The organism is Vibrio sp. T3Y01 (assembly GCF_013114525.1).
GTDB classification, from domain to species: Bacteria; Pseudomonadota; Gammaproteobacteria; order Enterobacterales; family Vibrionaceae; genus Vibrio; species Vibrio chagasii_B.
Genome location: NZ_VTXJ01000002.1, coordinates 212,733 through 232,756, shown reverse-complemented (window position 1 = coordinate 232,756; position 20,024 = coordinate 212,733). Strand labels below are relative to the sequence as shown.

23 protein-coding genes are annotated in these 20,024 nt (G+C 45.8%); 3 read left to right on the top strand and 20 right to left on the bottom strand.

From position 1 onward, the window contains the following. Positions 1 to 155: 155 nt before the first annotated feature. From F0232_RS03535 to F0232_RS03515, 5 genes are all read right to left on the bottom strand, one after another. Positions 156 to 701, bottom strand: a complete 546-nt coding sequence (locus F0232_RS03535) for an OsmC family protein (RefSeq protein WP_032498156.1) — start codon at positions 699 to 701, stop codon at positions 156 to 158. Between the two features lie 83 nt (positions 702 to 784). After that, positions 785 to 1,555 carry an SDR family NAD(P)-dependent oxidoreductase gene (locus F0232_RS03530; protein WP_010647221.1) on the bottom strand — a complete coding sequence of 257 codons (771 nt, stop codon included), beginning with the start codon at positions 1,553 to 1,555 and terminating at the stop codon, positions 785 to 787. A 449-nt stretch (positions 1,556 to 2,004) separates the two neighbouring features. After that, positions 2,005 to 2,577 (bottom strand): TetR/AcrR family transcriptional regulator, encoded by a 573-nt coding sequence (locus F0232_RS03525; RefSeq protein WP_008216855.1) that lies wholly within the window; start codon positions 2,575 to 2,577, stop codon positions 2,005 to 2,007. Positions 2,578 to 2,743: 166 nt separating this feature from the next. After that, positions 2,744 to 3,619, bottom strand: coding sequence for an NAD(P)-dependent oxidoreductase (locus F0232_RS03520; RefSeq protein WP_171750676.1), 876 nt, complete (start codon positions 3,617 to 3,619; stop codon positions 2,744 to 2,746). 16 nt (positions 3,620 to 3,635) lie between these two features. Next, a complete protein-coding gene (locus F0232_RS03515) occupies positions 3,636 to 4,535 on the bottom strand; it encodes a LysR family transcriptional regulator (RefSeq protein WP_171750675.1) in 900 nt (299 codons plus the stop codon). A gap of 84 nt (positions 4,536 to 4,619) precedes the next feature. Here F0232_RS03515 and F0232_RS03510 point away from each other — a divergent pair, with 84 nt between their 5' ends. Next, positions 4,620 to 4,850 (top strand): DUF2798 domain-containing protein, encoded by a 231-nt coding sequence (locus tag F0232_RS03510; protein WP_081324508.1) that lies wholly within the window; start codon positions 4,620 to 4,622, stop codon positions 4,848 to 4,850. A gap of 129 nt (positions 4,851 to 4,979) precedes the next feature. On the opposite strand, the gene F0232_RS03505 is transcribed toward F0232_RS03510, so the two are convergent. The 6 genes from F0232_RS03505 to phhA form a co-directional block, all read right to left on the bottom strand. Next, positions 4,980 to 5,696: a YebC/PmpR family DNA-binding transcriptional regulator gene (locus tag F0232_RS03505; RefSeq protein WP_017072329.1), complete on the bottom strand. Its 717-nt coding sequence runs from the start codon at positions 5,694 to 5,696 to the stop codon at positions 4,980 to 4,982. Between the two features lie 96 nt (positions 5,697 to 5,792). After that, on the bottom strand, positions 5,793 to 6,002 hold the full coding sequence (locus tag F0232_RS03500) for a DUF3283 family protein (RefSeq protein WP_004736949.1): 210 nt from the start codon (positions 6,000 to 6,002) through the stop codon (positions 5,793 to 5,795). Between the two features lie 250 nt (positions 6,003 to 6,252). Continuing rightward, positions 6,253 to 6,600 carry a hypothetical protein gene (locus F0232_RS03495; protein WP_171730308.1) on the bottom strand — a complete coding sequence of 116 codons (348 nt, stop codon included), beginning with the start codon at positions 6,598 to 6,600 and terminating at the stop codon, positions 6,253 to 6,255. Between the two features lie 183 nt (positions 6,601 to 6,783). Further along, positions 6,784 to 7,884, bottom strand: coding sequence for a Fic family protein (locus F0232_RS03490; RefSeq protein WP_171750674.1), 1,101 nt, complete (start codon positions 7,882 to 7,884; stop codon positions 6,784 to 6,786). A gap of 143 nt (positions 7,885 to 8,027) precedes the next feature. Beyond that, a complete protein-coding gene (locus tag F0232_RS03485; RefSeq protein ID WP_116871108.1) occupies positions 8,028 to 8,366 on the bottom strand; it encodes a 4a-hydroxytetrahydrobiopterin dehydratase in 339 nt (112 codons plus the stop codon). After that, positions 8,356 to 9,150, bottom strand: a complete 795-nt coding sequence (gene phhA, locus F0232_RS03480) for a phenylalanine 4-monooxygenase (protein WP_171750673.1) — start codon at positions 9,148 to 9,150, stop codon at positions 8,356 to 8,358. The genes F0232_RS03485 and phhA overlap by 11 nt, the downstream gene beginning before the upstream one ends. 200 nt (positions 9,151 to 9,350) lie before the next feature. On the opposite strand from phhA, the gene F0232_RS03475 reads away from it, so the two are divergent. Then, entirely contained in the window at positions 9,351 to 11,336 is a 1,986-nt protein-coding gene (locus F0232_RS03475) for an acetoacetate--CoA ligase (RefSeq protein ID WP_171750672.1), read from the top strand. Positions 11,337 to 11,416: 80 nt separating this feature from the next. Here the strand turns inward: F0232_RS03475 and maiA are convergent, their stop codons facing one another. Genes maiA through hppD form a run of 4 tightly spaced genes read right to left on the bottom strand, consistent with a single transcriptional unit; the run spans position 11,417 to position 15,401 of the window. Further along, a complete protein-coding gene (gene maiA, locus F0232_RS03470) occupies positions 11,417 to 12,100 on the bottom strand; it encodes a maleylacetoacetate isomerase (RefSeq protein WP_171750671.1) in 684 nt (227 codons plus the stop codon). 54 nt (positions 12,101 to 12,154) lie between these two features. Beyond that, entirely contained in the window at positions 12,155 to 13,192 is a 1,038-nt protein-coding gene (locus F0232_RS03465; protein WP_171750670.1) for a fumarylacetoacetate hydrolase family protein, read from the bottom strand. Between the two features lie 12 nt (positions 13,193 to 13,204). Beyond that, entirely contained in the window at positions 13,205 to 14,335 is a 1,131-nt protein-coding gene (locus F0232_RS03460; protein WP_171750669.1) for a homogentisate 1,2-dioxygenase, read from the bottom strand. Beyond that, the gene (gene hppD, locus F0232_RS03455; RefSeq protein WP_004736942.1) at positions 14,328 to 15,401 is read right to left on the bottom strand and encodes a 4-hydroxyphenylpyruvate dioxygenase; all 1,074 of its coding nucleotides are present in this window, start codon (positions 15,399 to 15,401) and stop codon (positions 14,328 to 14,330) included. The genes F0232_RS03460 and hppD overlap by 8 nt, the downstream gene beginning before the upstream one ends. Positions 15,402 to 15,504: 103 nt before the next feature. On the opposite strand from hppD, the gene F0232_RS25000 reads away from it, so the two are divergent. Beyond that, entirely contained in the window at positions 15,505 to 15,693 is a 189-nt protein-coding gene (locus tag F0232_RS25000; protein ID WP_116871114.1) for a hypothetical protein, read from the top strand. A gap of 99 nt (positions 15,694 to 15,792) precedes the next feature. Here F0232_RS25000 and F0232_RS03450 read toward each other — a convergent pair whose 3' ends face one another. Genes F0232_RS03450 through F0232_RS03430 form a run of 5 tightly spaced genes read right to left on the bottom strand, consistent with a single transcriptional unit; the run spans position 15,793 to position 20,011 of the window. Next, positions 15,793 to 16,452: an HAD family phosphatase gene (locus F0232_RS03450; protein WP_171750668.1), complete on the bottom strand. Its 660-nt coding sequence runs from the start codon at positions 16,450 to 16,452 to the stop codon at positions 15,793 to 15,795. A gap of 1 nt (position 16,453) precedes the next feature. Continuing rightward, entirely contained in the window at positions 16,454 to 17,473 is a 1,020-nt protein-coding gene (locus F0232_RS03445) for an ABC transporter ATP-binding protein (protein ID WP_122081402.1), read from the bottom strand. Continuing rightward, positions 17,473 to 18,258, bottom strand: coding sequence for an ABC transporter permease (locus F0232_RS03440; RefSeq protein WP_171750667.1), 786 nt, complete (start codon positions 18,256 to 18,258; stop codon positions 17,473 to 17,475). Before F0232_RS03440 ends, F0232_RS03445 begins: the two co-directional genes overlap by 1 nt. After that, complete coding sequence (locus tag F0232_RS03435; RefSeq protein ID WP_105058626.1) at positions 18,258 to 19,151, bottom strand: ABC transporter permease subunit; 894 nt, start codon at positions 19,149 to 19,151, stop codon at positions 18,258 to 18,260. Before F0232_RS03435 ends, F0232_RS03440 begins: the two co-directional genes overlap by 1 nt. After that, a complete protein-coding gene (locus F0232_RS03430; protein WP_105058625.1) occupies positions 19,148 to 20,011 on the bottom strand; it encodes an alkaline phosphatase family protein in 864 nt (287 codons plus the stop codon). The genes F0232_RS03435 and F0232_RS03430 overlap by 4 nt, the downstream gene beginning before the upstream one ends. Positions 20,012 to 20,024: the final 13 nt, after the last annotated feature.

Sequence of the window (20,024 nt, the reverse complement as noted above, 5' to 3'; positions counted from 1 at the left end):
CATTATCAAATTTAAAGAAACCTAATTTAAATCTGACTAATTTAGAGGGTTTAGAATAAAAAAGAGCCTATATTAAAATATAGGCTCAAAGCAGTGGCAGTGCATAAATTAAAAAAGGTTTCTATATTTTTAGCTAATTAAATAAAATCGTTTAATTAAGCCACAATCGCTGATACTTTAACGGCATCACTGATTGTTCGGTAATTCGGAGAGAATTGTTGGACCCCAGCAATAACTTCATCGTAATCAGCTTGAGTACCATCACCTTGAACTTCAAACTGAAATTGGATCTCTTCGAAGCCAACCGGAGCTTCTTCTGCTACATTCAAGAACCCACGAAGATCCAAAGCACCTTTGATGGTCAACTTTACAGACTCTAAACGAATGCCGCGGGCACTGGCGCCTGCAACAAAACCAACCATCATACAGCCAGCCATGCCACCCAACAGGTAATCTTGTGGCGTAGGGTATGCGTTATTGCCAAGAAGCTCTTCTGGTTCCCCCACGTCGAAAGTAAAATCTTTAACGATTTCTGTTCCACCTACCTTTTGGTTCAACGTGCGAATTTCGCTATGAACACCACCTTTCCATTCAGCAACAATGCCGTATTCAGATACCGCTTGTGTTGCATCATCAGTAATAACTTTCGTATAAGCTGATAGGTCTTCTAAGTTAAGGCCATTTAATGGTGCATTACTCATGTTAAATCCTTTAATTATTTCTTGTTTATAGTGATTAATATTCATGTAGCGCCTCCCACACCGCGTGGAAGGCGACAAGTAATTTAGTTTCGACCCGCCATCACGCCGCCATCGACATTTAGAATCGTGCCCGTTACCCAAGAAGACTTATTCGATAGTAGATATTCAATCGCGTCAGCAACATCGTCTGTAGAACCAATTCGACCGATTGGGTGGAAATCGTTAAAGCCTTGTAGTGCAGATTCAATCTCATCTTCAGCGATGAATGACTTATAAATTGTCGACATCACGACTGCTGGAGCCACAGCGTTTACACGTACACCGTGGTCGCCTAGTTCAATGGCCAGGTTTTTTGTCAGTGCATGTAGTGCCGCTTTCTGCATAGAGTAAGCTGAAGAAGGCGTTGCTTTAATTGCTTGATGTGCCCACATAGAACCGATGTTTACAATTGCGCCACCACCGTGTTGTTTCATATTTTTCGCAACGGCTTGTGTAATGAAGAAGAAAGCACGGTTCATATCTAACTGAAGGTCGTAATCTTGCTCAGAATGCTCAAGGAAATCGACAGGTTTGAAGAAACCAGCCGCATTCACCAAGTAGCCAATGTGACGTTTTTCTGCATTTAACTGTTCAATAAAGCTTTGAACAGCAGAAGGATCGTATAAATCAACCTGAGCAGTTTCAACATGACCATTCGTGGTTGATTCCAGATCCAATTTTGCTTCAGCAAGATTCTGTTTGTCATGAGAGAGAATCATTACAGGCACACCAGACTTAAGCAGTCGCTCTGCTGTTGCTTTACCCATACCAGAAGAACCGCCAACAATTAGTGCAATAGAAGATGTGTTAAACATAATGAAATCCTTAATTCAAAACCTACCTACTAGTAGATAGGTTAATTATTCAAAAAAATGGAGGAGTAGTAGAGACCATCTCCTCGTCAGTGGGTGTACTTTAAGATCGGATCGGTTTCACGTCAACAAATTTATCTACCTACTGATAGGTAGGTAAAGTGCAATCCAATAAAAATTCTTATTTATCAGATATATATATGATTAAATTATTTTATAAAAATGAGTGTCAGTCTCATAAAAAGTGTCTACAACACCATTTAGTGAGTCATATCCATTACGAATTTTGTCCAATGATCAGTTTTTAGACATAAAAAAAGCGAGGGCTAAGCCTCGCTTTCAAAACTACAATCTCTTTTGGGTTGCACTACGTCCAACATATCTACAGCGCGATGACAATGTCTCCTACAAAGCCGATTGCTATACCGCGCCGTATCAATCTGAGCGATAAACTATGACGCCTTCAGAATGTTTAAACAGCTGGCTTTCACCGAACGGATATAGTCTGTGTCCTTGAATTGAGACAGTAAAATCCCCCCCTCCAAGGCGACAAAAATTAGCCTCGCAGCTTGAGTCGCTTCTAATCCAGAACGGAAATGTCCACTCGCAATCCCCTGCTCTATGCTTTTACGAATAAAGTCTTCATTGATTTGAACAAATTTAGACAATAGGCTTTCCAAACCATCCGCCAAAAAATAGAAGTCAGAAGCATACATACCACATAGACACAGTTTGTTGTTCTCGCGCACATCAACAAAAATGTCGGCTAACGCTTCAATTTTACCTTCTGCAGAGATGTCTTGACTCTCGATCCGCTTTAACGCTACTTCGTAATTAACAAGGTAACGTTCAAATACCGTTTGAGCCAGGTCTTGTTTCGTTTTGAAATGATAATGGATACTCGCAGTCTTTATCCCAAGCTCATTTTGAATGTCGCGAAAACTGAAGCCATTAAAACCTCGGCTTTGCATATAACTTTCAGCTAAATCGACGATCTTTTCTGCCGTTGGATTAAGTTCTTTCATATTAATTCCACCTATATTTGGGGGGAATATAGCATAATTCACAGGCATCGCCTATCTATCAGTAGGTATGGAGTTCCAAGAGGTGTAAAGTTCGAGTGTGGGTGGGCAAAAAAATAGCCACTGATTAGCGGCTATTTTTAGTTATCTAAACGAAGTTTCTATCTTTCTAATTCTTTGTCTCTTCAACCACAGCTTTCATCAATACAGAGGTATCCATGCGGCCTTCACCTTGTGCAGACAGAGCCTTGTATGCGTTGTTGGTCTTCTCCGTCAATGGAAGTTGAATGCCTTGGCGCTCAGCTTCATCTAGGCAGAAACCTAAGTCTTTGATCATCCAGTCAATGGCGAAGCCGAAATCAAACTTGTCTTGCGCCATTGTCGTAGCGCGGTTTTCCATCTGCCACGAACCAGCAGCGCCGTTTTTAAGGCAATCAACCAGAGTTGGGATATCCAAGCCTGATTTCTCAGCAAGCACTAAGCCTTCAGATAAGCCGTTCAACACACCCGCGATGCAGATCTGGTTAACCATTTTCGCGCGTTGGCCTTGGCCTACTTTACCCATCAGAACTGACGATTTACCGTAAGCTTCAAATACAGGTTGAAGGTCGTTGAATAGCTCTTGCTCACCACCACACATGATAGTTAGCACACCGTTTTCTGCGCCCGCTTGGCCACCAGACACTGGTGCATCCATAAAGCGAACACCTGCTTGCTTCGCAGCTACTTCAAGCTCTTCGGCAAGGATTGCAGAGGTTGTCGTGTGATCAACAAGAATCGCGTTTGGCTTCATCGCGGCCAATGCACCTGTTTCGCTGGTTGTCATGCTGCGTACGTCATCATCGTTACCCACACAAACCAACACAACATCAGCTTCTGCCACACACTCAGCAACGCTCTCAGCGGCTTTACCTTGGTGTTTTTCAGCCCAGTCCAATGCTTTGCTGTGAGTACGGTTAAATACCGTTACCTCGAAACCGGCTTTGACTAGGTGTCCTGCCATTGGGAAACCCATAACGCCTAACCCGATAAAACTTACTTTCATTTCTTTCTCCTTTTGTTTAACTCAGCTCATCGCTATGGAACGACTGAACGCTTTTAATTAACGCCTCAATAAGCAGAGTTAAAGCCTTCGGCTGATATTTTCTTTCTTTGTACACTAAATACGCTTGGCGATCACCCCGATGGTACTCAGGGAGCACTTGAACCAGATTCATTTCCGGATACACATGACGAAAAGGCAGCGAAGCGATACCCAGCCCCTTTTGCGCTGCCGCCGCGACCGCATGAATATCGTTCACAATAAACTTGGGTTTGATCGTCACCATCTGTTCCAAGTGACCCGCTTTGTAGAGCGGCATATCAAACACATCATCAACGTTAATCCAGTCTTGATGTTCGAGATCTTCCGGTTTAACGATCGGCCCACGTGATTCTAAATAGGCTTGGCTCGCAAAAAAGCCATGTTTCGCTCTAAACAATGGTCGAGCGATCATGCCGTCCATGTCGGAAATCTGAAATGTGATCAACAAATCGCGATCGGTTTGAGGCACAACTTGCTGCTGGCTCAAAATCAGATTGAGCTGCACATTTGGATATTGAGTAAGGTATTGCTCGACAGTCGGGCGAAGAAAACCACTATAGAAATTATGAGGCACGGCGAGTTTTATCTTGCCTTGAATAGCGTCGCGCTCTTCAAGCAGGCTACTAAAGCCTTGATGAAGGGACTCCATACAACTGCTCAGCGCTGCAAAGGCCGCCTCACCATCTTTCGTCGCTACAAGCTCCCTGCCCTTCTTTTCTAGCAAGCGGATGCTCAAACGCTCTTCTAAAGCGGTTAACCGGCGTGACATGGTCGACACAGGCAGTTGAAGCCGCTTCGATGCCGACAGCAACGAGCCCTCTTCAACCACAGTACAAAACAGGAATAGATCGTCAATGTTTCCGAATATGGAATTCATACTTCTATTTATGCCTATTTTTCTCATTAATGGATAGTTGTAACCTTATCTCATCAGTTACAGAAAATCACGGGAGAAACATATATGAGCAAAAAACAATTTTGGGTAACCGCGATTTTATCCTCCCTCACCATGGCAACCATCATGTCTGGGTTAATTTCTGGCTATAAGATGGGATTCAGCCACGATTGGCCGCCAATCTGGTTACAAAGCTTCTTTCTTGCTTGGCCGTGTGCCATTGTGCTGAACCTGACAGTGCTCCCTTTGGTTCGAAAGCTATCTGAGTGGATTTGTCGCCCGCGCACGCTTTGCTAATCAGTGCTGTATAAACGGGCTCTTTGGTGGCAAAAATACGGAACGATGATCAAGGCTTGATCAATACTAAAAGCATAAAAAAACCGAGCACTAGGCTCGGTTTTTTATTAACTGTTGTCACTGTAAAAATTACAGCTCAGCGTTGTGGTAAACCTGCTGAACATCATCACAGTCGTCAAGCATGTCTAAGAACTTCTGGAACTTCTCAGAATCTTCTTCCGCTACCGGCGTCATAGTTTGAGGAACGAAAGTGATTTCCTCAACATCTAGAACTAGCTCAGGGAACGCGTTAGTTAGTGCAGTCTTCGTTTTGAAGAACTCAGTTGTTGGAGCGAATACAGTGATTACGCCATCTTCTAGCTCAACGTCTGTTACGTCTACGTCGTCCATCATTAGTGTTTCTAGGATGATCTCGTCGTCTTCACCTTTGAACTGGAATACAGCTTGGTGAGCGAACATGTGAGAAACAGAACCTTCAACACCGATTTTCGCGCCAGTTTTAACGAAACATTGGCGAACGTCTTGGAAAGTACGGTTGCCGTTGTCAGTTAGACAGTCAACGATTACGCTTGTGCCGCCTGGGCCAAAGCCTTCGTAACGAGCTGGAGCGTAGTCTTCACCACCGCCGCCGTTTGCTTTGTCGATCGCTTTGTCGATAACGTGTGCAGGAACTTGGTCTTTCTTCGCTTTAGCAATAAGGTGCTTTAGCGACAGGTTCATGTCTGGATCTGAACCACCATTCTTCGCACACATGTAAATTTCTTTACCGTATTTGGAATAAACTTTAATTTTTGCGCCAGCAGTTTTAGCCATTGAGGCTTTGCGCACTTCAAAACTTCTTCCCATCGGGATCTTCTCTCTGATTCAATTAACGGGGCAAATTCTAGCAAATTACTGTGTCATTTCAATTCTACAGCTTTGCTGAGCAAGGTTTGTCTGCGGTTATGCGACGCCCATTACTCGTTTGTATTTTTCTACAGACTGTTCAAACCACGCCTTTTCATCTGGGTCACCGAGCTTCATTGCTTCTTCAACAATGGCTTCAGGGCCACATTTAGCCTGCTTCAATTTCCATACTAGAAACGATGCCTGCTTATCCAGTTCGATTTTGTTTTTCTCGCTGGGTGGAAGGAGTGAAAGGTTGATAGACATTAGTCGCCTTCGTCTGTAATACACTTGGCCGAGAAATATATCATAGAGCAGCCTCATAAAACCAATACTATGAGTAGTAGAAAGGATTTATGAGACAAGAAACCAAGCAAGTCGCTGATGCAGGTCAAGCTAGGTTTGGAAATTGCGTTTGGGTAAAGAGGCCATTACAATATAAAAAGTAGGGGGGAATGTTATCTTTGTATGGTCAATGGTTCGCATTTTTAGAAAGACAGCAGCATAACTAACACGCTTACTCTACATTACTAAAAGCTTGGCAAGGGAGGTCTAAAGGAACTTCAAAAGTTACTCTATGAGCAATATTTGATTCATCTAAGTTTTTAATACCGCCTCCGATAGAGAAAACTGATAATTTGGCTTTTGCGCTAGCATCAACATCAGTGCTTTCTTTTACTTGGATTGCTATATCAAATTTAATAGTTTGCTTTGGCGGCTTTTCAGGGTGTACATCAAAAACAGCATCAATAAACGTTGCATGAGGATTAACAGTGCCACCTAACGAAGACACCTCTTGAGCAGCATCATTCACGCCTTTTACTATCTGCACTAACGTTTCTTTAATATATTCATCTAACTGCATAATTTAACTCGAATAATCACGCTTATCAAAGTATCCATAATACCAATATAGAACATCCGTTGCATAACATTATTCTTTTGATATTTATAGATTTCTCACACACGAAATTGAAAGCGGAGCAGAGTTATGTGGTCGCTAATAGGCAGGTCGAACTAGCCCTGAGATGCATCAAAGGCCTAAACCCTACTTCGGCAACAGATAGCGGGTGCTTCTGCCACCAGAACCAGATTTAACTAAGCAGCCATTCTCAGTCAAAGCGCTCAAATGACGTGTTGCTGTGGCACTACTCACCTTCGCTACCTTTTTATATTGACTAGCATTGATACCTTCAGAAAAATCACCATCAAGCATTCTATTAAGCACTTTCACTTGCTCTACAGTAAGCTTAGTTTGATCTACACTTCGCCAATAATTGGTCTTATAAACGGTTTGGTCGACCTCAGAAAAAACTCCTGTAAACGTCTCGTCTAATGTATCTAAAAACCACATCAACCAATCGCTGATATCGAGTCCCCCTTTCTGGGTTCGCTCCAATATCTCGTAATAATGTTTGCGATTAGCAAGTATCCCCACCGACATCGCATAGAAACGTACCGATTGCTTCTCTGCTTGTGCTAACGCCAAGTCGGTCAACAATCGAGTAATACGACCATTACCATCATCTAGCGGGTGTAAGGTGATAAACCAAAGGTGAGTTATCGCAGCTCTAAGTAAGGGATCGAGTGTAGCGTCGGTAAGTGAATCATTAAACCATGTGATAAATGTATCTAGCTCAACATCAAGAATGTCTCGGCTAGGCGCTTCAAAGTGCACGGTTGGACGGTCAATTCTTCCTGATACCACTTGCATCGGAGCGTCACCTCGTAGCTGACCTCCAACTACAGGGTTAAACATGGTGTAGCCTTGAGGAAACAGTCTATCGTGCCAATGTAAGATCCTATCAAGCGCTAGTGGCTCTGTTAGGTTCTGCACCGCATCCAACATAATTTCAGCTAGGCCATCGGTTTGCTCTGTCGTAGGAAAAGGTCGCTCTTCACTCACGCCAAGTTTGTTGGCTAAAGAAGAACGAACAGAGAAGGCATTCAGCTTTTCTCCTTCTATCGCACTGGAGTGGACAATGTTCGCTAGCAAAGTATCGAGCATTGTTTGCGTTTGGTCTGCAGATTGAGAGGTAATCTTGCCCAATAAAATGCCCTGATTAAGCCGAACTTCTCTTAACCTCACGCCTATTCTCTGATTATCCCAAACAAAGTTTGGCCAATTATCTTGCTGCCAAATCCACATATTACGCCCCATGATGCGAAAATATCACTTATTCAAATCACATTATGAGGTGTTTAAGGTTATTATTCAAATCACAAAGTGAGCCGAATAATGGGATATTCAAATCATTGAGGCTGGAGAAGTACTTCTCCAGCCCAGAAAGACTATTCACTCACCGAGAACACATCACAGCGTGAGGCACAGATGAAGTCATTTTTGTGCAGGCCTTTGATTGAGTGGCTCCACCAAGTGACGGTAACTTTGCCCCACTCTAATAAGATAGAAGGATGATGGAACTCTTCTTCTGCCAACTCTGACACTTTGTTGCTGAATGCCCATGCTTGCTTGTAGTTTTTAAATTTGTACACCTTCTCAAGCTGCGGAATACCGTCTCTTTCCATGATTTGCCAGTCAGACAACTCCAACAAAAGAGACTGCTGCTCATCTTTACTCAGGGCAATCGCGTCAATACTGCAGGCTTCGCATTTTAATTCATTCAACATGTGTCGGTTCCTTAGGTTCAAAAAGTGGTGGTAGTAACCCCGCTTCAATTGCGAGATCAGCTTGCTGTAACAGGTTTTCTTGACTGATTTGAAATAGCTCAGCCAGATCATTAATCACATAATATTTCGGTTGCATGATGTCGATGCGATAAGGGGTTCTTAGCACCGTTTGTAAATCGAAACGCTCACGAACGGCCAAGTCCCCTTCCAGCGCATAGTTAGTTTCTGCTGGAGAAGAGAGAATGCCGCCGCCGTAGATTTTCAATTTATCTCCCTCTTTTACTAATCCGAACTCAACCGTAAACCAATACAAACGGGCAAGGTAACCTCGCTGTTTAGAGGTGGCTGCTTGGCCTAGCTTTCCATATTGCTCAGTGAAAGCGGCAAAATCAGGGTTAGTGAGCATGGCACAGTGACCAAAAATTTCATGAAAGAAATCTGGTTCTTGTAGGTAATCAAACTCGTCTCGCGTTCTCAAAAATGTTGCTACAGGGAATCGCTTATTGGCGAGCAAATCAAAGAAACGGTCGAAATCGATCAACGCAGGTACGGGCTGTACTTGCCAACCTGTTGTTTCCTTTAGAACTTTGTTTATCTCAGGGAGTTGAGGAACTCTGCCTAATGGCAGATCAAGCAGCGTCAATCCATGCAAATAAGCTTCACATGCGCGATCATCAATGACGTCCAGTTGCCTTTTCACCAAGTCGTGCCAAATGGCGTCTTCTTCGAGGCTCCACTCAACCCATCCCTCTTGGCTCACGGGCTTAGAATGATATTGAGTCATTACGTACCTCCTTTCGAATGTCTCCCTTTAAGCCTATCCCCACTCATTGTAAGCGCCAAATTTACGCTATTTTTCGAAACAGCCCTTTATGTAACATTTTATTTACATAAATATATCAAAGCCTTATTTCACTGATCTTTTGACTTTGTAAAACCTTCATACCAGACTGAAATCGTTAAGTTTTTGTTAAAGGTAAAGGAATGTACGAAAGCAACAAGCCAGTTTGGCAGCCAAGCGATCAGCGTATCGCTGATGCCAACTTAACCCGATTTATCGACACCCTTGATCTGTCTGATTTAAACCTAGATAGAGGCATACAAAGCTACGCCGAACTCCATCAATGGTCGGTGGATCAGCCTGAGTCGTTTTGGCAAAACGTGTGGCAGTTTTGTGGAGTGGTTGGCTCGCAAGGGGATGACATCAAAACCCAAGGTGAGAGCCGCTGGCAGCAACCTAAATCCAATCGTGATGCAGCTTGGTTTCCGAATGCGCAAGTAAACTACGCCGAGAACTTGCTGCGCTTCGCGCAAACCATGCCTGACGAGCACGCAATTTGGTTTGAGAATGAGCGTGGTGAGCAGCAGAGCTACACATGGAAAGCCCTATGTGAGGCTGTGTCCAACGTTCAGCAATGGCTTGTTGATAGCGGCGTAAGGCAAGGTGATGTGGTTGCTGCGTATACGCCCTACCTACCACAAACCGTGATCGCCATGCTCGCAACCACCAGCTTAGGGGCGACTTGGACGTCAACCTCGCCTGATTTTGGCGTTGAGAGTGTGATTGAGCGATTCGGCCAAGTGAAGCCCAAAGTGCTATTCACCTGCGATGGTTACACCTTCAATGGTAAAACATTTGATATGGCAGACAAGAACAGCGCCATCATTGAACATCTCAGCGAGCTAAAACAAGTGTGTCAGATCGGCTATTTAAAAAAGAATGATTTTGAGCATGACGTGTCGCTGCAAAGCTGGAACAACATCATCAATCATTACCAGCCACAGCCTGTTCGATTTGTGCGTATCGGCTTCAATGAGCCGCTGTTTGTGCTCTACTCTTCTGGAACCACAGGTAAGCCAAAGTGCATAGTGCACTCTGTTGGTGGCACCATCATTAACCACCTAAAAGAGCATCAACTGCACAGCGATGTTAAGCAGAACGATCGCGTTTTCTACTACACCACATGTGGTTGGATGATGTGGAACTGGCACGTCTCTGCACTCGCCAGCGGAGCTTGTTTGGTGATCTTTGATGGCAGCCCTGTTTACCCGCAACCTAATGTGCTGTGGGACTTGGCACAGCGCGCCGATGTGTCGCTGTTTGGTACCTCAGCCAAGTATCTAGAAGCGATTGAGAAGGCTGAAGTCTCGCCTATCGACAGCCACTCTCTGCCTCATTTGAGGACACTGTGTTCAACTGGGTCAGTGCTTTACCCAGAGCAGTTTGATTTCGTTTACAAACACATCAAGCAAGACCTACATTTAGCATCCATTTCTGGCGGCACGGATATTTGCGGATGCTTTGTGTTAGGTAATCCTATCTCGCCGGTGTATCGCGGCGAATGCCAACAGGCAGGGCTTGGCGTCGACATCAAGGTTTTCAATTCAACGGGTCATAAAGTCGATCACGAACGTGGTGAACTGGTGTGTACAAATTCCCTCCCCAATTTCCCAGTTGGCTTCTGGAATGACACCGGAGAGCGCTATCACAGCACTTATTGGGACAGGTTCGACAATGTATGGCATCACGGTGACGAGGTCGCACAGAGCGTGCATGGCGGTTATCTGTTCTACGGGCGAGGCGACACCACGCTCAACCCTGGTGGTGTGCGTATTGGTACTGCTGAGATCTACCAACAAGTGAACACCATTGAGGGCATCATCGACTCCATCGCCGTCGGTAAAGACGTCGACCGCAATGAGCAGATTTGGTTGTTCGTTCAACTGCAGCAAGGTGTGGTTCTCAATGAAACGCTATTGGCCGCCATTAAGCACAAGCTCAAATCCTCTTGTTCACCTAGGCATGTACCAAGCCAAATTTTTACTATCAGCGACGTACCAAAAACACGCTCAGGAAAACTAGTTGAGCTGGCCGTGAAACAGATCGTGAATGGTAAACCCGTTGAGAACCTCGGCGCGATAGCCAATGCGGATGTGCTCGATGAGATCAAGCGTGTGATTTCGCTTTAAACTTGAAACAAAAAAGCCCTCCACGAATGAACATCGTGGAGGGCTTTCTACTCTTAATAACCGTTGGGGCTTAATCTGAGCTATACGTTCGCATCCGCCTGATTCTCCGGCATCGCATCAATAAACGCAGGCAACTGGTTACACGCTGCAACAATCGAGTTAATCAGCGGATAAGGCGACATATCGAGGTCAAAGCGCAGCGCATTGTAAACTTGCGGCACTAAGCAAATATCGACGATACAGGGTGAATCCGTGAGGCTATATACCGAGTCGCCGTGCGCTTTTCTGTGTTTAGCCAGTTTCTCTTCTAATGCACGGAACCCTTGGCTCATCCAATAGTGAAGCCATTCCATTTTTGCTTCTTGTTCGCACGACAATTCTCGCTCCAAATACTGCAACACGCGCAGATTGTTCAGAGGATGAATTTCTATCGCAATATCCTGAGCCATCGCCAACGCTTGATAACGTAGTGGTGTTTGCTCAGGAATCAACAAGGAGTCTGGGCTGCTCTCACACAAATAGTTTTCGTCCAAGTATTGCAAGATCGTCAGCGACTGATTGAGTTGAACATCACCATCCACCAGCACTGGCACTAATTCACTGGCATTGAGCTCGCGATATAGTGGATCATGCTGCTCGCCGCCATTACGCACCAAATGTACCGATTTCGACTCATAGCTAAGTTGCTTTAGGTTCAAGCCAATACGCACTCGATAGGCAGCCGAAGATCGCCAATAACCATAGAGTGTGACCTTCTTGTTCATAAAGAGCCCTCGTTCATAACGTGCTTCTCTGCAGTTTTACTCTTGTCATTGTAATTAGCGCAGTCGATATTGACTGACTTTTTGGTCAATCGCGCCAAAGATCGAGTCACCAGCGGCATCGAACATCTCTAGACGAATCGAATCACCAAACGACATAAATTGAGTTGAAGGCTTACCATCACGAATCGTCTCTATCATGCGTACTTCAGCAATGCATGAATAGCCTACGCCGCCCTCGGCAATTGAGGTGCCGTGGTCAGTACCTTGTTTATTGGACACAGTACCCGAGCCAATGATTGCCCCTGCAGACAGTGGTCGAGTTTTCGCAGCATGCACAACCAACTCAGCAAAATTGAAAGTCATATCCACACCAGCATTTGGACAACCAAAAGGCTGGTCATTGTAGGTTGAAGTCAGTGGCAGGTGCACCTTACTGCCTTTCCAATGTTCCCCCAACTCATCAGGCGTAACGGCAACCGGAGAGAACGCTGAAGAGGGCTTAGACTGGAAGAAACCAAAGCCCTTGGCGAGCTCAGCCGGAATCAAACCACGCAGCGACACATCATTCACCAACATTAGCAGACGAATCGAATCATGCGCTTGCTTGGCACTGGCACCCATTGGCACATCTCCGGTAACCACCGCGACTTCACCCTCGAAATCGATACCCCACTCGTCACTGGCAAATTCAATGTTGTCACGAGGGCCAATAAAGGCATCTGAGCCACCCTGATACATGAGCGGGTCAACCCAGAAGCTTTCTGGCATTTCAGCGCCACGAGCCTTACGCACCAGCTCAACGTGGTTTACATACGCGCTGCCATCTGCCCATTGATAAGCACGTGGCAGAGGCGATTCACAATATTGAGGTGCAAACACTTCACTGCCTGTCACATGGCCAGTGTTGAGTGAGTTGTATAGCTCCTCTAACTGAGATGCCACACTGTCCCAGTTATCCAAGGCGACTTGCATTGTTGGCGCCAGATGCATCGCGTGAAAAATCTCCGTCGCTGGCACACACTGTTTGAGATCTCTACTCACGACCATCAACAGACCATCGCGAGTACCATTTTTCTTGGTTGCTAATTTCATCCTTGTTGCCCCTTACTTCTCTTGCCAACTGTAGACATATTCTTTGTTCTCAACACTGTCGAGTTCGTCAGAGAACTGCAGCGCGTGGCGGGTATCAATCATCACAGCCACTTCGTCGGTGAATTTTTTCTTATACGCTTGCCCAGCCTTAAAGGCTTTCGGGTGAGGTCCATGAGTGAAACCCACAGGGTGAAAAGTCACCATGCCCGCTTCAATATTGTCGCGACTGAAGAAGTCCCCTGCGTGATAGAAAAGCACTTCGTCGTAATCATCATTGTTGTGGTAAAACGGCACTTTCAATGCGCCTGGATCGCTCTCAATCGGGCGCGGCACAAAGGTACACACCACAAAGCCTGCGCCAACAAAGGTCGTGTGTGCAGACGGTGGCAAGTGGTAACGATGTGACATCAGCGGTCTAATATCGCGCCAATTCACTTTTACCACAGCCAAATCACCATGCCAGCCAATTGCATCTAAAGGATTGAACGGATAAGTGATCACGCTGACTTTGTCGTGACGTTTCACCTGAACTTGAGTTTGATCTTCTGAATACTGAGCGCGGAATTGATCGTTGATCGACGGGATTTCAAGAACCGCTGGATCAAACACCGCGTGATTGCCGACCATGCCCTTCTCTGGCAAGGAATAAGCCGCGTCGGTGTTCTCAATCATCAAGATGAACATCGGCTCACTTGGCTCCAAGCGCCAATTAGTCGAGCGCGGGATCATCACGTAATCCCCTTCACTCACCTCTAAATGACCATAATCGCAATAGAGATCAGCGCTGCCTTGGTGAATGAACAGTAGCTCATCGCCATCGGAGTTACGTACCAAGAAATCCATCTTCTCATCCATACGCCATACACGAATTTTGCAGTCCGCGTTGTGCAAAAGATGAGGCACCGCCCAAGGGGTTATCTGGCTGGCTTTTTCCACCAGCGTAAAATCAAAAGCGCGAGGGCGTAAGTCGCCCTCCCACTCTGACCAACCTGTTGGCGCATGTTGGTGATGAAAGTGAGCGGCAGGGCCGAAGAAACCACTTCGGCCCGCCTCTCGCTCATAGATAGCCTCTTCGGGGAAATCAGCATGCGCTTGTTTAGAGCACACACCCTCCCGATGAGGAAACGAGATCCATTTATGCATCGTCTAATACTCCTCGACGAATCTGGTCCTCTTCAATCGATTCAAACAGCGCCTTGAAGTTACCTTCACCAAAGCCTTCATTGCCTTTACGCTGAATGATTTCAAAGAACACAGGCCCAATAACCGTCTGTGTGAAAATTTGCAACAAGATGCCGTCTTTAGTCGGTGCGCCGTCAATCAGAACACGCAGTTCGCGCAGCAGATCAGTGTCTTCACCATGGCCTTTAACGCGCTCATCGACTTTCTCATAGTAAGTATCTGGAGTTGGCATAAAGTCCATGCCGCGATCACGCAGAGTTTTCACTGTTTTGTAGATGTCATCCGTAGCAAGCGCTATGTGCTGGATGCCTTCACCGTTGTATTCGCGAATGAACTCTTCAATTTGTGATTTATCGTCTGAAGACTCATTAATTGGGATGCGGATTTTGCCGCATGGGGAGGTCATTGCGCGGCTCACAAGGCCTGTCAGCTTACCTTCGATGTCAAAGTAACGAATCTCGCGGAAGTTACCGATACGCTCATAAAAACCAGACCACAGATCCATATTGCCTTGTTTCACGTTGTGCGTAAGGTGGTCGATCTCGTAGAGGCCTACATCAGCTTTTGCCATGCGCTCTTCCGCATCGTCATAGAATCGGAAATCAACATCATAGATGCTCTGCTTGCCGTAACGGTCTACGAAATAAAGCAAACTTTCACCAATACCGTAAATAGCAGGAATGCTCAGCTCCATTGGCCCGATTTCGGTCTTGTACTCTTCACCACCGCCGCTAGACGCCTGCGTCATTGCCGTGGTTGCATCGTTAACACGAAACGCCATGCCACACACCGATGGGCCGTGAACTTTAGCGAACGCTTCAGCTTGGCTGTGTGGTTGTTCATTGACGATAAAGTTGATGTCACCTTGTCGATAAAGCCAAGCCTCTTTTGAACGGTGCTTAGCAATCTCGGCAAAACCAAGTGACACAAACAGCGCTTTAAGTTGCTCAATTCCCTTGTGGTCGACAGCTGTGTATTCAACAAACTCGAATCCATCCGTACCAAGCGGGTTGTATGACTCCACCATGAACTTTCTCCTTGTACCTATCGGTCTTGTGTTACGTTTTTTATGAAATGGTTGTGTGTTTTTTGTCCTTAATTAAATTTGGCTCACAAGCTGACAGATTGGAATGGATGGAGAGAAATGGGCAATCACGCTAAAAATCCGTCAAATTGTAAAATATTTGTTACACGCAATCTCTAGTAACAAGAAAGTGAGCGCTATCAAGGGATTGAAAGATGGTGGTTTGATTTACAATCAAGCAAGAGATGTTATTAAGTTGTTACATGTGAGATTTTCAATGGAAAGTACAGATTAGAGAATTCCACCAAATCTCATTCACTGGCAAACAAAAAGCCGCTGTAGTCAGCGGCTTGATAAGTTCTAAAACGAAGCTAATTCGAATATAGGATTCACGTTAATCCCAGTTTAAAATCGACCAATTCGGTTGATCGGCCAATGCTTTCAAACGCGGGCATGGATTCACTAGGTACGCAAAATCAGCGTGTTCACACAAAGGTAAGTCGTTGATTGAATCTGTATAAAAGTGAATGTCTGAGTAGTTAGTTTCTTGATTGTCTAACCACTCTTTCAAACGGGTAACTTTACCTTCTCGATAGCTTGGCACGCCTAATATTTGAGAAGTAAAGCGGCCTTGGTTTTCGACCAAATCGATACCGAGTGCGTTCTCGATACCAATCTTACGACCCACTGCTTCTACTAGGAAAGTGACGCTCGCCGAGATGATCAACATGTCGATATCGTCACGCTCCAGCTGCTCTATCAAGGGTTTCGACTGTTTGAACTGCTTAGGTAAAATATGCTGCTCAACACACTCTTCAACCAAAGCGCTGACTTGCTCAGTTGGCATGTCGGCCAGTGGATGCATGGCGAACGCAAGGTAGTCTTCCATGTTCAGCTTACCTTCCGAATACAAGCCCATTAAGCGCTGGTCTTCTTCAATAAAGTTCGGTGCTGTAGCTATGCCCTTTTCAACCAAGAATTCATTCCAGAGCATCGCTGCATCAGCGTTGATCAGCGTTTCGTCCATATCAAATACATACAAAGGTTTGAACATCTTAGGCTCTCACAGGTTGAATTTCGTTCAGGTTAAACAGGAGTTCAAGTTGGCTGCCATTTGCCAATAGTCGTTCAGAAGAACGGTTAAGTAGGTCGACCGTTAGCTCGCACTCATCGACATCCACTTGGTAGCGAATCACGTTGCCCAACAGCTGGTGGTTACGAATGGTGCCGGTTTTCGGCGCAGAGATATGTTCGCCATATTGTCGACCTTGCTCTTTAACGTAGATAGATTCAGGTCGAATCGCCACTTTCCACTCGGTTTCAATATTAAACAGCTGCTTAGCCTTGTTCGCTTGTACCAAGTTGTAGTGTCCCATGAACCCTGCCACAAACTCATTGGCTGGTTGAGTGTAGATCTCTTCAGGTGTTCCCGCTTGCACGATCTCGCCTTTATTCATCAAGAAGATACGGTCAGACATGATCATCGCTTCTTCTTGATCGTGAGTCACGAAGATCGTGGTCAGATTCATCTCTTTTTGAATGTCTCGGATCTGTTGGCGCAGATGTTTACGAATCTTCGCATCCAGCGCTGAAAGTGGCTCATCGAGCAATAGAATACGCGGCTTGACCACCAAGGCTCTTGCCAAAGCCACACGCTGACGCTGACCGCCAGATAACTGATGCGGGTAGAACTTCTCTTTGCCCGTTAAATCCACCAGCCCAATCACTTTCGCCACTTCGCGCTTTATCTCATCAGCAGCAAGCTTTTTCATCTTAAGGCCAAACGCAATGTTACCCTCAACCGTCATATTCGGGAACAACGCATAAGATTGAAACACCATGCCGATGCCACGCTCTTGCGGTACTTGATGAGTGATCTCTTCACCATTCACCCAAATCTCGCCACCATCGACCGGATTTAGGCCTGCTAAGCTACGTAGCAACGTTGACTTACCGCAGCCACTCGGGCCAAGTAGCGTGATGAATTCACCTTTCTCGATGGAGAATTCAATGTCTTCAAATACTGTGTTGTCACCAAAACGCTTGGTGAGGTTTTTCGCATTTACATAGCTCATTATTTGGTTCCCTGGCTGAAACGACTTGCCAACCAAGTCAGTAAGAAAATAAACAGGAAGTACGTCATCACAAGGGCTGACGTGAAGTGGCCACTGGTTTGACGCATGTTGTATAGGTAGATTTGCAGCGTCTCGTAACGTGTACCCACCAAGATATTGGCAAACACGAACTCGCCCAATAGGAACGAGAACGACAAGAACAGCGACGCCATTAAGCCTTTCTTAAGGTTTGGCAGAATAATCAACAAGAACGCCTTGGTGGTTCTTGCGCCGAGCAAGTGTGCCGCGTCCATCAAGTCGTGCAGGTTGATCGCTTCAAAGCTGTTGGCAATCGCGCGATACATGAATGGCAGCGCGATGGTGAAGTAAGTACCAATCAAGATCCACGGTGTGCCTATCAAGGAAATTTCACTATCGGCATATAGCTGAAGCAAGCCAACCGACGACACCACGGGTGGCACAGCGAATGGCAATAAGATCAGGATATTCATCACCTTGTCGAGCTTCGGGAAATAGTAAAACACCACGAAAATCGCAGGCAGAACCAACACCACACTCAATGACAGCGCCGCCACACAGATAAACAGTGAACGACCAAAGGCTTGTAAGAAGCGAGGATCGGTCAACAGGTTGATGTACCAATCTAACGTGAAGCCATCCGGCAGGATCGTTGCGCCCCAACGAGAAGAGATCGAGTAGATAAAGGTCGCTAAGATCGGGATCATCATGATGCCGACAATCGAATAGACCACGGTTTTATGAAAGTGAGTATTTACAATATTCATTACTTTCTCTTCCCTGCGTAGCTTTTGCTGATCAGCCATTGGTTAATCACAGTGATGAAGGCCAGCATCGCCATCAGAATCACGGAGATCGCCGCAGCTAGATTAGGTTCTAGGAACAAATCGCCCGATACCAAGCTCGCGATACGAATCGTAATCACGTTGTAGTTACCCGAGGTCAACGCATACACGCTTGCATACGCGCCAATCGCATTAGCAATCAAGATGATGAAGGTGCCAAATAAGGCCGGAGACAGCACAGGAAGCGCAACTTTGGTCCAATATTGCCAGGTTTTCGCACCAAGCAGTGCTGAGGCAGCTTGCCAGTCGTCGCTAAGGGCATCAAACGCTGGATACAGCAACAACACCGCCAGTGGAATCTGGAAGTAGATGTAAATCGCCAGTAAGCCCCACTTGCCGTACAAGTCGAAGTCCCCCAACAATCCGTACTGCTTGAGCAATAAGGTGATTGCACCGTTAGTGCCTAAGATGATGATGAAGGCGAACGACAAAGGTACGCCAGAGAAGTTGCTGCTCATGTTAGTGAAAGCAATCACCGCATCGCGGATTTTAGAATCAACGCGACGCAATGAAGAAACGAGCAGAGTCGCAATCGCCAAGCCGACAATACTCGACCAAATAGACAACCATAAACTGTTGCCAAAGGCCTGCATCATAAAAGCAGAGTCGAATATTTCAGAATAGTTTTCTAAGGAAAACTCATCGTCGTAGAAGAAGCTGTTGATCAGCACCCAAACCATAGGGGCCAGCTGAAACAGATAGAAAAACAGGGCGAAAGGCGCAAGCCACAAAGCGGGCTTGAAGCGTTTGAACCAAGATTTGGTTTGAGGTTTAAGGGCAGAGCCATCGCTCTGCGTGATTACAGAACTGCTCATAGGGCCAACAATTCCTGAGTGTAAGATTTATCGTGTTCAAGGTTGAGTAGCTGACACACACTGCCGCAAATATCAGTCTGTTTCACTGAACAGGCTTGGTGTGTGAACTTATCGCCAATCACAAAGAATGGCACTTCACGTTCTTCAGGCAGAATGCCACCGTGCGATAAGTCATTGTTCATGCCGTGGTCACTGGTGATGATCACCTGATAACCATCGTCAACCCATTTCTCAAGGTAGTTCGATAGGTAAATATCCGCGCCACGTGCACTATTGCGGTATTGGCGAGAGTCCAACCCGTGCTTGTGACCCATGTCGTCAATGTTCATTGGGTGAATCAGTAAGAAGTCCGGCTGATGAGTGACACGCAAGTGCTCTGCATCCAAGAACAAGGCTTCATCTGGGTAGTGGTCCCAGTGATAGAAACAGCCATGTTGAATATTCATGGTTTCGTCGTTGGTAAATCGGTCACGGACAGCGTCAAACGGTGCTCGGTTATACAACTCGCTCACCCAGTGATATGCGGCTGCAGCCGTCACTTTGCCCTGCGATTTAGCCAAGCTAAAGATCGACTCGTGATTCGACAAACGCACGATTTGATTGTTAACGATGCCACTCTCAAAGGGGCGGACTCCAGTTAAGATACACTCATACAACGGACGTGACATGGACGGCAGCTCGCACTGCATTGGGTAAAGCGTCGCGCGCAGCTTGTTTTTCTGCGTGCTCATGTTTAGCGAATCGCCTTGTTTTTCATGAAGATCACTCAGTTCTAGAAGACCGTTCAGGTAGCCCATGCAATCACGGGCTACCTGATAATTCAGTCCATCTAGAACAACAAGGATAACCTTATTGCTCATGGTCTATTCTCTG